Here is a 13,770-nt window from a genome sequence, read left to right on the forward strand (position 1 = left end):
CGCGCGGCGGATGGATCCTTTCAGACGTCGGCGTCGATAACGGCCAGCGCCGCATCGATGCCTCTGCCGACCGCGAGTTTCTGGCCCAAGGCATTCATCGCGCCGCCAAGTGCCGCCAGCGCCGCGATCGCATAGATCGGCTGGGCGGTCGGGCCCATATGGCCGATGCGTGTCAGCTTGCCCAATGTTTCGCCGCGGCCAGACGAAAACACCACGCCGTAGCGGGCGCGCGCGGCCTGGCGAAGCGCCTCCTCGTCGATGCCTTCGGGCGTCCTGACGGCAGTCGTGGTCGGCGATGCGAAGGTGTCGCTGGCCGCCCAGATCGACAGACCCATCGCGGCGACGCCAGCGCGCATGGCCTTGGCGGTGAGTGCGTGACGTGCCCACACCGCCGGCGGGCCCTCGCTGAGGTAGAGGTCGAGCGCGACGTCGAGCCCGTTCATCTGCGCAACGGACGGCGTGAACGGAAACGGCTTGTCCCTCGACCACGCATGCTCCCAGTCGACGATGCTGAGCATCGACGCGCGCGGCGCCAGGGGATTGGCCTTCATCTTGGCCCAGGCCCGCTCGCTGACGCCCATCATCGTCAGGCCGGGAGGCGCGCCGAGGCATTTGTTCGGGCCGGTGACATAGATATCGGCCTTGCAGTCCTCCGGATGCGTTTTCATGCCGCCGAAGGACGAAACGGCATCGACGATCAGATAGGCGCCATGCGCCGAAACCAGCGCGCCGATGGCGTCGATGGGGTTGATGGTGCCCGACGGCGTGTCGTGATGGCAGACGGAAACGATGCTGATTTTCGGATGCGATTCCAGCATTGCCGCAACCGCCTGCGGGTCGATCGCCTCGTTGTAAGGCACCTCGATTTCGAGCAGATGCGGCGAATAGCGCTTCGCCCAATAGCCAAACCCCTTGCCGTAGACACCGGAGGCAAGGTTGAGCACGACGTCGTCGGGCGTGATCAGGGAGGCTGCCGCCGCCTCCAGGCCAAGCACCGGCTCGCCATGCAGAATGACCGGCTTGTTCGACAGCCGCATCGTCTTCTGCGCCTTGTCGACCACACGCTCGTAAAAGAGCTGGAATGCCGGATCGTGATCGTAGAGCACGGTGCGGCCGAGGCCGCGCAGCACATCGGGATAGGCGTTCACCGGCCCGGCGGTAAGCGTGATGACCGGTTCGGCGTGTTCGAGATAGCGCATCGTCTTGTCTCCGCATCGGCGGCGATCAGCCGTAGAACTGCGTGCCGGTCCGATAGGTCTTGAAGTTCTCCATGCCGTGCGAATACATCAGCTCGGCGCCACAATCCTCGGCCAGCTTCATCCGGATCGATGCCAAACGGCCTATTCCGCCCAGAGTTCCCGGCGCAGTTCGCGCCAGCTTGCTTCGTCCGGTGCGACAAGAAGGCCGCCGCCGACATCCGAAGGCCGATAGGTGCTGCCATCGAAACGCGCCGCGTAACCACCTGCCTCGGCATGGATCAGCACACCGGCCAGATGATCCCACGGCATCAGCTTGTTGTAGACGACGAAGTGGGCGTGGCCGCTCGCCAGCAGGCGGTATTCGTGTGCCGCGCAGCGATAGCCGAATTGCGACAAGGATTTCGTCTGGTTGCGCGCCAGCCGTGACCGTTCCGGCTCGGGCATATATTGCCAGGAAACCGCGCCGGTCATTTGCGAGATCGGCGCAGGCTCGGCGACATGCACCTTCTCCAAAGTGCCATGCGCATGCCGTATGTGGCTGCCAGCACCCCTGGCGCCGATCAGCCAGTCCTTGCCGACGGGATCGTGAATGATGCCGGCGACGGTCTCACCCTTCACCACGACGCCGAGCATGACGCCGAACAGCGGCACGCCTGAGGCGAAATTGAAAGTGCCGTCGACGGGATCGATGACGAAGGCGAGATCGGATTCGCCGAGGCCCTGGAGCAGCGCCGGGTCGTCGGAGCAGGCTTCCTCGCCGACGATCATCGCCTGGGGGTAGCGCTCACGCAGCCTGACGGTGATGAGCCGCTCGGCACTCACATCGGCCTCCGTCACCAGATCGGCTGCCGAGGTCTTCTGGCGGACGTCGCCCTCGTCCAGCCGGCGAAAGCGCGGCATGATCTCGGCAATGGCGGCGTCTGACAGCAGCTTGGCGAGCCAGTCGATCGCGGTATCGTCAAATGTCATCGGGAACGTCTTGCCTTGCGGTCAGGGCCTCGTTGAGAGCGGCGAAATCGAACAGCTTTCTGTCGAGCAGATGCGAGGGCCGCACATTGGTCATGGCGTGGATCATCGTGTCCTTGCGGCCGGGCATGCGCTTTTCCAGGTCGTCGAGCATCGCCTTCATCGCATTGCGCTGCAAGCCGTCCTGGCTTCCGCACAGATCGCATGGGATGATCGGGAACTTCATGGCGCCGGCGAATTTTTCGAGATCGGCCTCGGCGCAATAGGCGAGCGGCCGCAGCACCATGACGTCGCCGTCGTCGTTGAGCAGTTTTGGCGGCATGGCGGCGAGGCGCCCGCCATGCAACAGGTTCATGAAAAAGGTTTCGAGAATGTCTTCGCGGTGGTGGCCGAGCACCAAAGCCGAGCAGCCCTCCTCGCGCGCGATGCGGTAGAGATGGCCGCGCCTGAGCCGCGAGCACAGCGAACAATAGGTACTGCCCTGGGGAAGCTTTTCAGTCACCACCGAATAGGTGTCCTGATATTCGATGCGGTGCGCAATGGCGTATGTGTTGAGATAATCGGGCAGAATGTGTTTCGGAAAATTCGGCTGGCCCTGGTCGAGATTGCAGGCCAACAGGTCGACCGGCAGCAGCCCGCGCCATTTGAGGTCGAGCAGCAACGCAAGCAGGCCGTAGGAATCCTTGCCGCCAGACAAGGCGACCAGCCAGCGATGGCCGGGCCTCACCATCGAAAAATCGTCGATCGCCTGACGGGCGAGACGCAGCAGCCGCTTGCGCAGCTTGTTGAATTCGACGGAGGACGGCACATCGGCAAACAGCGGATGAAAGCCGCCTGCGGCGTCAGTGATCGGTTCGATGGTTTCTGGCAGCATGTTCATGGCGCGGCGGCCCCAAAAGTCTTTTGTTGCTGCCCGGATTAGCGCATCGGCCCGAAAATCGAAATCGATTTTCAGAAGCCCAAAAGAAAAGGCCGCCTCGAGGGCGGCCTTCGATGATGTCGCAGATGAAGAAATCGATCAGCGCGAATAGAATTCGACGACCAGGTTCGGTTCCATTTGCACGGCGAAGGGAACGTCCGACAGCCCGGGGATGCGCCCGAAAGTCGCGGTCATCTTGTTGTGGTCGACCTCGATGTAATCGGGCACGTCGCGCTCGGCCAGGCCTACCGATTCCAGGACAATCACCAGCTGCTTCGACTTTTCGCGCACTTCGATGACGTCGCCCGGCTTGCAGCGATATGAGCCGATGTTGACGCGCTTGCCATTGACGTTGATGTGGCCGTGATTGACGAACTGGCGAGCGGCAAAAATGGTCGGCACGAACTTGGCGCGGTATACGACCGCGTCGAGACGCGACTCGAGCAGGCCGATCAGGTTTTCCGAGGTGTCGCCCTTGCGGCGGTTCGCCTCTTCATAGACCTTGCGGAACTGCTTTTCCGAGACGTCGCCGTAGTGACCCTTCAGCTTCTGCTTGGCACGCAGCTGCAGGCCGAAATCGGAAAGCTTGCCCTTGCGGCGCTGGCCGTGCTGGCCGGGACCGTATTCGCGCTTGTTAACCGGGGATTTTGGGCGGCCCCAGATGTTTTCGCCGAGACGGCGGTCGATCTTGTATTTCGCGGATTCGCGCTTGCTCATCGCATTCCCTTTCAAAAAGATACACCCGGAACCTCATGGTCCGGGTGAAGGAAACGCGCCCTCCTCTGGCCCCCGTTTTCGAGACCTGACAGGGTTCTCCCACGCAACGCGGCGGAAAACCCACGGGACACGTCATTCTAGACAAGATTCCGGGAAGAATAGAGCGGCTTCCCAAACGTCTTGCGCACATAAAGAAACCACCGGGCGTTGCGGCCCAGCGTTGGTGGGCTGATTAAACGGAGATTTAACTGGTGTCAAGGTCGGCGCAGGCGTCGTGATGGCAGCGGATACGCCGCGGTTCCCCGCGCTGTGTGCTGGACCGCGGCTATCCAACCATGGGACCCGACCTCGGCTGCGGACAAGCGGCTAGTGTTTCGACTTCTTCTCGGGCAGGCCCTTGCGCTTGGTCTCGGCGAATTCCTCGAGCTGCTTTTCGCTCATCGACTTGTACATTCCCTTCGAAGCGCCTTTGAGCTCGCTCTTTTTGGTCTCGCCACGCTTGGCCGACAATGCCGCGCCGGCGGCTTTCTGCTGGGCTTTTGAAGTGGCTGGCATGATCGTTTCTCCCGTCTTGCGATGAGGAAAAAACGCACCGGTCGCGGTGATGTTCCCGGATATCAGGAAATCGCCAGCCCAAACCCCTGCATCAGGCGGCGAGTCGGGAAATCGACCCGCTTCGAGGTGAAGACAGCAAGGTCGGCGCCTTCCGGCAACGCCTCGCCGCGGTGGCTGGCCTCGGTGCCCGCGAGCAGCGAGAGCGCGCGTCGCGCGATCGCCTCGGCGGGATCGAGCCAATCGACGGGCCAAGGTGCCGTCTTGCGCATGCGATTGGCCAGAAAGGGATAGTGGGTGCAGGCAAGCACGACGATGTCGGTCCGCAGTTCATCATGTTCGACGAAGCACGGCGCGATCTCGGCACGCACCGCCTCTTCATCGACAAAGCCATCGCGCATATAGACCTCGGCCAGTCCCGCCAGACTGTCACTGCCAACCAGACGGACATGGCATTTTTGCGCCCATTTGCCGATCAGGTCGCGCGTATACTGGCGCTTGACGGTGCCCGGCGTCGCCAGCACCGAAACCAGCCCGGAGCGCGTGCGTTCCGCCGCCGGCTTGATCGCCGGCACCGTGCCGACGAAAGGATGACCGGGAAATCTTTCGCGTAACGCGTCGATGACCAGTGTCGAGGCGGTGTTGCAGGCGATGACCGAAATGGCCGGCGAAAAACGGTCGAGCAGCTTGCCGAACAGCTCCAGCACATGTGCCCTCAGCGCCACTTCCTCCCAAGCGCCATAGGGGAAAGCCGCGTCGTCGGCGACATAGACGAAGCGGCGGTCGGGCATCAGCACCCGCGCTTCGCGCAGCACCGTCAGGCCGCCGATGCCGGAATCGAACATCAGGATCGGGCTGGCGCTTGAAGGATCGGTCATTGTCATCGTCTAGGAGGCTGCGGCCCGCGGCGGCAAGATGGTCACACATTCCTGATCCATCATTTTAGGACGATGGACCACACCAAATAACATTCGGTTACGGCGAGAGACTGTCTCTTAGGCCTGGTCCTTGTCTGTCCCCTTGGCGGCGCGCGCCGCCGCTGCCGGAAGCCGTCTTGGATCATCGCCCGGCGATCCGTCGCCGCGCGGCATGGCCGGCGAAAACCGGTCCAGCGATGATATTATGCCGCGCAGCACTTTGAGCTCCGGCTCGGCGAGGCCGGCACGCGTCAGCACCGCGCGCAGATTGTCGACCATTTTAGGCTTCTTCGGCGCCGGGCGGAAATAGCCGCGCGCTTCGAGCGCGCCCTCCAGATAGGCGAACAGGCCGTGCAATTGTTCCTTGGTCGCCGGCATCATGTCGGGACTGGAGAAATTGGTTTTGGTCTCATCTTCCAGGCCCGACTTCATCCATTCATAGGACATCAGCAGGGCCGCCTGAGCGATGTTGAGCGAAGAGAAGGCGGGATCGACCGGGAAGGTGACGATCTCGTCGGCGAGGCCGACCTCGTCATTGTAGAGCCCGAACCGCTCGCGGCCGAACAGGATGCCGGTGCGCTGTCCGGATCGCTGCCGCGCTCTCAGCGCCCTGCCCGCCTCGACCGGTCCGCGCACCGGCTTGAAATTGTCGCGCGCGCGCGCCGTGGTGGCGAAGACGAAGTTCAGGTCGGCGACCGCCGAGGCAAGATCGTCATATACCCTAGCGGCATCGATGACGTGATCGGCGCGGCTTGCGGCGGCGCGCGCCTTTTCGCTTGGCCAGCCGTCGCGCGGGGTGACGAGGCGCAGTTCGGACAGACCGAAATTCGCCATGGCGCGCGCGACCATGCCGATATTCTCGCCGAGCTGCGGCTCGACCAGGATGATCGCCGGGCCTGTGGCAGGAAGGATGTCGTTGCTGGCTTGCATTGTCTCAATGAACTGCTGTTTGCGGCATTTCAGCGTTCCCTGCCATATCCGGTCGCGAAAATGAAGCTTTCGCAAAGAGTGGCCGATGGCGATGGTCGAGCACGCCCGCGCGGATCGCCGTTTGCGCGGCCAAAAATGCTTTGATATACGGGCCGCATCCCGGCCGAAGCCATGCGGGCAAGGCCGTTCCGATCCCCAACAATGAGGCATTCTTTCCATGGCGAAGATCAAGGTGGCGAACCCGGTCGTCGAGCTCGACGGCGACGAGATGACCCGCATCATCTGGCAGTTCATCAAGGACAAGCTGATCCACCCCTATCTCGACCTCAAGCTTGAGTACTATGACCTCGGCGTCGAGCACCGCGACGCCACCAACGACCAGGTGACCATCGATGCGGCCAATGCCATCAAGAAGCATGGCGTCGGCGTGAAATGCGCGACGATCACGCCCGACGAGCAGCGCGTCGAGGAATTCGGGCTGAAGAAGATGTGGAAGTCGCCGAACGGCACCATCCGCAACATTCTCGGCGGCACCATCTTTCGCGAGCCGATCATCATGAAGAACGTGCCGCGGCTGGTGCCCGGCTGGACCAAACCGATCATCGTCGGCCGTCACGCTTTCGGCGACCAGTACCGCGCCACCGACTTCCGCTTCCCCGGCAAGGGCAAGCTGACGATCAAGTTCGTCGGCGAGGACGGCAAGGTGATCGAGCATGACGTGTTCGATGCGCCGGCCGCCGGCGTCGCCATGGCCATGTACAACCTCGATGAGTCGATCCGCGAATTCGCCCGCGCCTCGCTGAATTATGGCCTATTGCGCAATTACCCGGTCTACCTCTCGACCAAGAACACCATCCTCAAGGCCTATGACGGCCGCTTCAAGGACATTTTCCAGGAAGTCTACGAGGCCGAGTTCGAAGCCGAATTCAAGGCGAAAAAGATCTGGTACGAGCATCGGCTGATCGACGACATGGTCGCCTCCAGCCTGAAATGGTCGGGCGGCTATGTCTGGGCCTGCAAGAACTATGATGGCGACGTGCAGTCGGACACGGTGGCGCAAGGTTTTGGGTCGCTCGGCCTGATGACCTCGGTGCTGATGACCCCGGACGGCAAGACGGTGGAGGCGGAGGCCGCACATGGCACCGTCACCCGCCACTATCGCCAGCATCAGAAGGGCGAGGAAACTTCGACCAATTCGATCGCCTCGATCTTCGCTTGGACGCGCGGCCTCACCCATCGCGCCAAGCTCGACGACAATGCCGAGCTGAAGCGCTTTGCCGAGACGCTGGAAAGGGTCTGCATCCAGACCGTCGAGGCCGGCTTCATGACCAAGGATCTTTCGCTGCTGATCGGTCCCGACCAGCCATGGCTTTCGACCACCGGCTTCCTCGACAAGATCGACGAGAATCTGCAGAAAGCGATGGCCTGACCAGACTAGCGTTGTGTGCAGGCCCGTCGTCTACGGGGCGGACTACAGCGTCTATGTGCGCATCGTCCGCCTCACACTCGAGGAAAAAGGCATCGACTATGAACTCGTGCCGGTCGACATCTTTGCGGCGGACGGCATTCCAGGCTGGTATTTCGACCATCAGCCGTTCGGCCGCATCCCCGCCTTCGAGCATGACGGCTTTCGCCTCTATGAGACCAGCGCGATCGCCCGCTATGTCGACGAAGCCTTCGACGGCCCGGCGTTGCGACCGATCGAAGCCCGGCCTCGCGCGCGTATGAACCAGATCATCTGCATGCTCGACGCCTACGCCTATCGGGCCATGGTCTGGGATGTCGCCGTCGAGCGGCTGGAGAAGACGGCGCCTGACGAGACCCTGATCGCCAATGGGCTTCGGCAGGCGAGAACGACACTACAGGCGCTCTCATCGCTGAAAGCTGCGGGGCCATGGCTGTTGGGAGCACAACTGACGCTCGCCGACCTGCATGCAGCACCCATCATCGGCTATTTCGTCAAGGTTGCCGACGGACAAAACCTGTTGGCCGAGTTTGCCGATATCCAGGCCTGGTGGGCTCGCATCGCCGGACGGGAGAGTTTTGCGAAGACCGAAAAGGCTGAATGAACCGCTGCGAGGCACGGCAACTTGGCAGGACTTGGGTTCCTCGCCCCGCTTGCGGGGAGAGGTGGCTCGGCGAAGCCGAGACGGAGAGGGGAAATCGGCATACCCAGCCTCGAACGTCTTTTCATACGGCCGACACAGGCTTTCTTTTCGTGTGATTGCGCAGGCCCCCTCTCCGGCCGCTTCGCGGCCACCTCTCCCCCACTTCCGTGGGGGCGAGGAACCCGAGCCTTCATAGCAAAGCCCACCCAGCAACCGATCAAGCCGCCTCCAGTGCCGCCTTCACCGCAGCGATCGCATTTTCGGCTTTCGAGGCATCCGGGCCGCCGGCCTGGGCCATGTCAGGCCGACCGCCGCCGCCCTGCCCGCCCAATGCCGCGGACGCCACACGCACCAGATCGACAGCGCTGAAGCGGCCGGTCAGGTCGTCGGTGACGCCGACCACGACGCTTGCCTTGTTGTCCTCGCCGGCGCCGACGAAGACGACGACGCCGGAGCCAAGCGACTTCTTGCCGGCATCGGCCAACGGTTTTAGATCCTTTGGCGCGACGCCCGATACAGCCTTGCCGAGGAAGCCGACGCCGGCGATGGTCTCGTTTTCCGCAGGCACACCGGCTGGCGAGCGGTCGCCCAACGCCAGCTTCTTGCGCGCTTCGGTCAGTTCTTTCTCGAGTTTCTTGCGCTCGTCCAGCAGCGCCTCGACGCGCGCCGGCACGTCGGCCGGCGAAATCTTCAGCGCGGCCGCGACCGCCTTCAGCCGCTTGTCCTGCTCGTCGAGATGCTTTCTGGCCGCCTCTCCGGTCAACGCCTCGATGCGGCGAACGCCAGCGGCGACAGCGCTGTCCGACACCACGCGCACTAGACCGATGTCGCCGGTCGCCCTGACATGCGTGCCGCCGCAGAGCTCGACCGAATAGGGCCGGTTCGCCTTGGCGCCGTGCAAGCCCGTGCCCATCGAAACGACGCGCACTTCATCGCCATACTTCTCGCCAAACAGCGCCATGGCGCCTTCGGCAATGGCATCGTCAACCGACATCAGCCGCGTGGAGACCGGGCTGTTCTGGACGACGATCTCGTTCGCCATCCGCTCCACCTCTTCGAGTTCGTCGGGCGAGATCGGCTTGTTGTGCGAAATGTCGAAGCGCAGACGCTCGGGCGCGACCAGGGAGCCCTTCTGCGCGACATGGGTGCCCAGCACCTCGCGCAGCGCTTCGTGGATCAGATGCGTCGCGGAATGGTTCGCGCGCAGCCTGGAGCGGCGCGCATGGTCGACCTTCAGCTCGACGGTCGCGCCCGTGTTGACCGTGCCGTCGGCCACCTTGCCGAGATGCACGAAAAGCCCGTCCGCTTTCTTCTGCGTATCGGAGATCTCGATCAAGAACCCTTCGCCTGAAATGACGCCGGTGTCGCCCACCTGGCCACCGGATTCGCCGTAGAACGGCGTCTGGTTGACGACTACGGCAACCGCGTCGCCGTTGGCGGCACTGTCGACGATCTTGCCGTCCCTGACCAGCGCCTGGATGAGGCCTTCCGCCTGCTCGGTCTCGTAGCCGAGGAATTCGGTGGCGCCGTTCTTCTCGCGCACCGGGAACCACACTGTTTCGGTCGCGGCCTCGCCGGAACCAGCCCAGCTCTTGCGCGCCTCCGCCTTCTGCTGCTCCATCGCATTGGTGAAGCCGGCAAGATCGACCGAGATGTTGCGCCGACGCAGCGCGTCCTGCGTCAGATCGAGCGGAAAGCCATAGGTGTCGTAGAGCTTAAAGGCTGTCTCGCCATCCAGCATGTCGCCGGCACCCAGCTTTTCCGTCGCTTCCGAAAGCAGGCCCAAGCCGCGCACCAGCGTCTTGCGGAAACGGGTTTCTTCAAGCTTCAGCGTCTCGGTGATCATCTGTTCGCCGCGCACCAGTTCCGGATAGGCCTGGCCCATCTCGCGCACCAGCGCCGGCACCAGCCGCCACATCAGCGGATCACGGGCGCCCAAAAGCTGCGCATGGCGCATGGCGCGGCGCATGATGCGACGCAGCACGTAGCCGCGGCCTTCATTGGACGGCAGCACGCCGTCTGCCACCAGGAAGCAGGACGAACGCAGATGGTCGGCGATGACGCGGAACGAGGCGACGGTGTCGGCATCCGGCCCGCGGCCGAGCGCGGATGACGCGGCCTCGATCAGGTGACGGAACAGGTCGGTCTCGAAGACGCTCTCCACCCCTTGCATAATGGAGGCCATGCGCTCCAGGCCCATGCCAGTGTCGATCGACGGGCGCGGCAGGTCGATGCGCTCGTCCTTCGTCACCTGTTCGTACTGCATGAACACCAGGTTCCAAAATTCCAGGAAACGGTCGCCATCTTCCTCGGGGCTGCCGGGAGGGCCGCCCCAGATGTGCTCGCCGCGGTCGATGAATATCTCCGAGCACGGACCGCAAGGTCCGGTGTCGCCCATTGCCCAGAAATTGTCCGAGGTCGGAATGCGGATGATGCGATCGTCGGAAAAGCCGGCGATCTTCTTCCAGTAGCCGGCAGCCTCGTCGTCGGTGTGATAGACCGTGACCAGCAGCTTGTCCTTCTTCAGCCCGAACTCCCTGGTGATCAGGTTCCAGGCAAGCTCGATGGCGCGCTCCTTGAAATAGTCGCCGAACGAGAAATTGCCGAGCATCTCGAAGAAGGTCAGGTGGCGCGCGGTGTAGCCGACATTGTCGAGGTCGTTGTGCTTGCCGCCGGCGCGAACACTCTTCTGAGCGGTCGTGGCACGCGAATAGGGTCGCTTTTCCAGGCCGGTGAAAACGTTCTTGAACTGCACCATGCCGGCATTGGTGAACATCAGTGTCGGGTCGTTGCGCGGCACCAGCGGGCTCGACGCGACGACCTCGTGACCCTCCTTGCGGAAATAGTCGAGGAATGTCGACCGGATCTCGTTCACGCCACTCATGAATAACACTGCCTTTTAGCTTTTAGAGAGAGCCCTCGGCCCGGCCGACGGCAAATGGACATGGCCTTTTAGCCGCCGCGTTGCAGCCTGTCCAGAAACACGGAATTGGGCCAATTTGCGGGGCTTGTCGGTCATCTCGACGCCACCGCTGAAACGCAAACCGCCGGCGCTAGGCCGGCGGTTCGAACGCAACAATACAGAACTCGATTACATAGGCTGGAGGTGATGAGCGGGAATCATGGCCAAACTCCGCCCACTGCCGAAGCCTACATGGCGCCAGCTTCGTCCTCGAAACCATCGTCTCCGCCTTCGGAACCACCATTCTCGAGGAACTTCTCCGCAATCAGCCCGGCATTCTGCCGTAGTGCCAATTCGATTTCGCGCGCCGTGTCGGGATTGTCGCGCAGGAACAGTTTTGCATTCTCGCGGCCCTGGCCGAGACGCTGCGAATTGTAGGAGAACCAGGCGCCCGACTTTTCGACCACGCCGGCCTTGACGCCGAGGTCGACCAATTCGCCGGTCTTGGACACGCCCTCGCCATACATGATGTCGAACTCGACCACCTTGAAGGGCGGCGCCAGCTTGTTCTTGACCACCTTGACGCGGGTCTGGTTGCCGACGACCTCGTCGCGGTCCTTGACCGAGCCGATACGGCGAATGTCGAGGCGCACCGAAGCATAGAATTTCAGCGCGTTGCCACCGGTCGTGGTCTCGGGCGAACCGAACATGACGCCGATCTTCATGCGGATCTGGTTGATGAAGATCACCATGGTGTTGGAGCGCGAGATCGAGGCGGTCAGCTTGCGCAGCGCCTGGCTCATCAGGCGGGCCTGCAGGCCGGGCAGCGAATCGCCCATCTCGCCTTCGATTTCGGCGCGCGGCGTCAGCGCCGCGACCGAATCGACCACCAGCACGTCGATGGCGCCGGAACGCACCAGCGTGTCGCAGATCTCCAGCGCCTGCTCGCCGGTATCGGGCTGCGAGATCAAGAGGTTTTCGAGGTCGACGCCGAGCTTGCGGGCATAGACCGGGTCGAGCGCGTGCTCGGCATCGACGAAGGCGCAGATACCGCCCTTCTTCTGGGCCTCCGCCACAGTGTGCAGCGCCAGCGTCGTCTTGCCCGAGCTTTCCGGCCCGTAGATCTCGATGATGCGGCCGCGCGGCAGGCCGCCGACGCCGAGCGCGATGTCGAGGCCAAGCGAACCGGTCGGCACCGTTTCGATCTCGACGACCTGCTCGTTTGCGCCGAGCCGCATGATCGAGCCCTTGCCGAAGGCACGCTCGATTTGCGACAGCGCCGCATCCAGAGCCTTTGATTTGTCCACCGTTTTGTCCTCTACAAGCCGCAAAGAATTCTGAGCCATGATACATCACCCCTTGGTCGTCAATGAAGGCCGGACAATCCGTAATCCCTATCAGTTTGTACCTTTTTTGTTCTCGTTTGGCAAGGGGCGGCAAATGTCTGAAAAACAATTAATATCTACATTTGTTCTTTTTTTGTTTCGCCTTTTCAGCCCAAGATATATCCAGCTTCCCCCGCAGGATTCTGCTGGGCATGTCCCGAATCGCGGCTTCGGGTTGCCGGGTTCCGCCGGACAACCTAGTCTCCACCCGGGCAACAAGGTCATCGCGCCGGCATGATGAAGTCGCCGACAATCCTGGCCGTGGGCGGCGCCTATATCGAGCGGCGCGGCCAGGTTTTGGGCGCCTCCGTGCCGGCGGCGTCGAATCCGGGCACGATGCGCGAGGAAGTCGGCGGCGCTGTCTTCAATGCGCTGCGCTGCGCCGTGCGCCGTGGCGTCTCCGGCTCGCTGCTTTCGGTGCGCGGCGGCGATGTTCTGGCCGATACGATCGCGCGCGCCGTCGCTGCGGCCGGCATTGCCGATCTGTCCGTGGTGTTCCTCGATCGCACGACGCCGAGCAAGACGACGATATTCGACAGCAACGGCGCGCTGATCGTCGGTCTTGTCGACATGGCGCTCTATGATCTGGCGCTTGCCAAGCAGATCCGCCGTGCCAAGGTGCGCGAGGCAATCAGCACCGCCGATGCGGTTCTGTGCGACGCCAACCTGCCGTCGGCGGCGCTGGAGCGGCTGGTAGCGCTTGCCGCCGGCAAGCCGGTCTTCGCCCTCGCCGCTTCGCCCGACAAGGCGGCGCGGCTCGCGCCGGTGCTCGGCAGCCTGGCGCTGGCCTTCCTGGACCGGCGCGAGGCCATCGCGCTCGCCGATGTCGGTATCGACGCTGCGGAGCAAGATATCGCCGACGGCCTGAGGCGCGCCGGCCTTAAAGGCGGCGTCGTGACGGCGGATGACGGTTTGGTGCTGGGTTTCGAGGAAGCTGGCGCGTTCTCGATCCTGCCGCCACGAAAGATCGCGGACGGCGCCGCCGATGCGCTGGCGGGCGCGACGGTCGCCGCCCTGCTGCGCGGCCTGACGCTGCGCGCGGCACTGCGCGAAGGCGTTGCCGCGGCAATGCTTGCGATCGAAAGTGCCGAATTTGTGCCGGCTATTACGGCGGCGACACTTGCCGAGGCGCTGGGCCTTGTGCCCGAGCCGCAGGAATTGGCATGAGGTGACGA

Annotated in this window: 12 protein-coding genes; 3 read left to right on the forward strand and 9 right to left on the reverse strand. The window is 63.1% G+C overall.

From position 1 onward, the window contains the following. Nucleotides 1-20 precede the first annotated feature (20 nt). From ppaT to NMG80_RS10775, 7 genes are all read right to left on the reverse strand, one after another. Nucleotides 21-1,199: a pyridoxamine--pyruvate transaminase gene (ppaT, locus tag NMG80_RS10740; RefSeq protein ID WP_254018059.1), complete on the reverse strand. Its 1,179-nt coding sequence runs from the start codon at nucleotides 1,197-1,199 to the stop codon at nucleotides 21-23. 141 nt (nucleotides 1,200-1,340) lie between these two features. After that, a complete protein-coding gene (locus NMG80_RS10750) occupies nucleotides 1,341-2,168 on the reverse strand; it encodes an inositol monophosphatase family protein (RefSeq protein ID WP_254018060.1) in 828 nt (275 codons plus the stop codon). Next, nucleotides 2,158-3,045, reverse strand: coding sequence for a tRNA 2-thiocytidine(32) synthetase TtcA (ttcA, locus tag NMG80_RS10755; RefSeq protein ID WP_254018061.1), 888 nt, complete (start codon nucleotides 3,043-3,045; stop codon nucleotides 2,158-2,160). Before ttcA ends, NMG80_RS10750 begins: the two co-directional genes overlap by 11 nt. Nucleotides 3,046-3,183: 138 nt before the next feature. Then, the gene (gene rpsD, locus NMG80_RS10760; protein WP_127317332.1) at nucleotides 3,184-3,801 is read right to left on the reverse strand and encodes a 30S ribosomal protein S4; all 618 of its coding nucleotides are present in this window, start codon (nucleotides 3,799-3,801) and stop codon (nucleotides 3,184-3,186) included. Nucleotides 3,802-4,167: 366 nt separating this feature from the next. Next, complete coding sequence (locus NMG80_RS10765; protein WP_023717374.1) at nucleotides 4,168-4,356, reverse strand: DUF3008 family protein; 189 nt, start codon at nucleotides 4,354-4,356, stop codon at nucleotides 4,168-4,170. A 62-nt stretch (nucleotides 4,357-4,418) separates the two neighbouring features. Continuing rightward, the gene (gene murI, locus NMG80_RS10770; RefSeq protein ID WP_254018062.1) at nucleotides 4,419-5,231 is read right to left on the reverse strand and encodes a glutamate racemase; all 813 of its coding nucleotides are present in this window, start codon (nucleotides 5,229-5,231) and stop codon (nucleotides 4,419-4,421) included. Between the two features lie 117 nt (nucleotides 5,232-5,348). Further along, nucleotides 5,349-6,200 (reverse strand): RNA methyltransferase, encoded by an 852-nt coding sequence (locus NMG80_RS10775; protein ID WP_254018063.1) that lies wholly within the window; start codon nucleotides 6,198-6,200, stop codon nucleotides 5,349-5,351. A 217-nt stretch (nucleotides 6,201-6,417) separates the two neighbouring features. Between NMG80_RS10775 and NMG80_RS10780 the strand changes: the two genes are divergently transcribed. Further along, entirely contained in the window at nucleotides 6,418-7,629 is a 1,212-nt protein-coding gene (locus tag NMG80_RS10780) for an NADP-dependent isocitrate dehydrogenase (RefSeq protein WP_254018064.1), read from the forward strand. A 13-nt stretch (nucleotides 7,630-7,642) separates the two neighbouring features. Next, on the forward strand, nucleotides 7,643-8,269 hold the full coding sequence (locus tag NMG80_RS10785) for a glutathione S-transferase family protein (RefSeq protein ID WP_254018065.1): 627 nt from the start codon (nucleotides 7,643-7,645) through the stop codon (nucleotides 8,267-8,269). 256 nt (nucleotides 8,270-8,525) lie between these two features. Here NMG80_RS10785 and alaS read toward each other — a convergent pair whose 3' ends face one another. Both alaS and recA read right to left on the reverse strand, forming a co-directional pair. Beyond that, complete coding sequence (alaS, locus tag NMG80_RS10790) at nucleotides 8,526-11,192, reverse strand: alanine--tRNA ligase (RefSeq protein ID WP_254018066.1); 2,667 nt, start codon at nucleotides 11,190-11,192, stop codon at nucleotides 8,526-8,528. A gap of 266 nt (nucleotides 11,193-11,458) precedes the next feature. Continuing rightward, nucleotides 11,459-12,556, reverse strand: coding sequence for a recombinase RecA (recA, locus tag NMG80_RS10795; RefSeq protein WP_023798282.1), 1,098 nt, complete (start codon nucleotides 12,554-12,556; stop codon nucleotides 11,459-11,461). Nucleotides 12,557-12,829: 273 nt separating this feature from the next. Here recA and NMG80_RS10800 point away from each other — a divergent pair, with 273 nt between their 5' ends. Next, nucleotides 12,830-13,762, forward strand: a complete 933-nt coding sequence (locus NMG80_RS10800) for a PfkB family carbohydrate kinase (protein ID WP_254018067.1) — start codon at nucleotides 12,830-12,832, stop codon at nucleotides 13,760-13,762. Nucleotides 13,763-13,770 lie beyond the last annotated feature (8 nt).

Origin of the sequence: Mesorhizobium escarrei, assembly GCF_935825525.1 — a bacterium.
Lineage (GTDB): Bacteria > Pseudomonadota > Alphaproteobacteria > Rhizobiales > Rhizobiaceae > Mesorhizobium > Mesorhizobium escarrei.

Coding starts and splice junctions, on each gene's coding strand:
- ppaT (WP_254018059.1), bottom strand. CDS start 1,199: ATGCGCTATCTCGAACACGCCGAACCGGTCATCACGCTTACCGCCGGG.
- NMG80_RS10750 (WP_254018060.1), bottom strand. CDS start 2,168: ATGACATTTGACGATACCGCGATCGACTGGCTCGCCAAGCTGCTGTCA.
- ttcA (WP_254018061.1), bottom strand. CDS start 3,045: ATGAACATGCTGCCAGAAACCATCGAACCGATCACTGACGCCGCAGGC.
- rpsD (WP_127317332.1), bottom strand. CDS start 3,801: ATGAGCAAGCGCGAATCCGCGAAATACAAGATCGACCGCCGTCTCGGC.
- NMG80_RS10765 (WP_023717374.1), bottom strand. CDS start 4,356: ATGCCAGCCACTTCAAAAGCCCAGCAGAAAGCCGCCGGCGCGGCATTG.
- murI (WP_254018062.1), bottom strand. CDS start 5,231: ATGACCGATCCTTCAAGCGCCAGCCCGATCCTGATGTTCGATTCCGGC.
- NMG80_RS10775 (WP_254018063.1), bottom strand. CDS start 6,200: ATGCAAGCCAGCAACGACATCCTTCCTGCCACAGGCCCGGCGATCATC.
- NMG80_RS10780 (WP_254018064.1), top strand. CDS start 6,418: ATGGCGAAGATCAAGGTGGCGAACCCGGTCGTCGAGCTCGACGGCGAC.
- alaS (WP_254018066.1), bottom strand. CDS start 11,192: ATGAGTGGCGTGAACGAGATCCGGTCGACATTCCTCGACTATTTCCGC.
- recA (WP_023798282.1), bottom strand. CDS start 12,556: ATGGCTCAGAATTCTTTGCGGCTTGTAGAGGACAAAACGGTGGACAAA.
- NMG80_RS10800 (WP_254018067.1), top strand. CDS start 12,830: ATGATGAAGTCGCCGACAATCCTGGCCGTGGGCGGCGCCTATATCGAG.